Below are 255 nucleotides of genomic sequence, written 5' to 3' on the forward strand. Positions count from 1 at the left end.
GCAAGAACATGTATGTCATCCGCCTGGATATGATGAACTCGGCCGACACGACCGGAGAAATCGACATCGCCTACATCGCAGTGGGAAGGCGATCGGCGGCAGCCTCGGCGCAAGCGCTGTCCAGCCTAGACAGTGTTGTAACGCAGCAGGGCGCAACGCTCACTGCGGAGTCGAAGCGCATAGATGGGCTTTACGCCTCAGTTGGAGATGCCAGCGCGGCGATTCAAAACGAAGCCACTGCGCGCAGTGACGGCG

Annotated in this window: 1 protein-coding gene; it reads left to right on the forward strand. The window is 60.0% G+C overall.

The genetic code is table 11. From position 1 onward, the window contains the following. A partial coding sequence (locus L6D80_RS30000) for a hypothetical protein (RefSeq protein WP_236183122.1) occupies positions 1–255 on the forward strand: 255 nt, incomplete at both ends.

It is taken from the genome of Pseudomonas ceruminis (assembly GCF_021602025.1).
In the GTDB taxonomy this organism is placed as follows: domain Bacteria; phylum Pseudomonadota; class Gammaproteobacteria; order Pseudomonadales; family Pseudomonadaceae; genus Aquipseudomonas; species Aquipseudomonas ceruminis.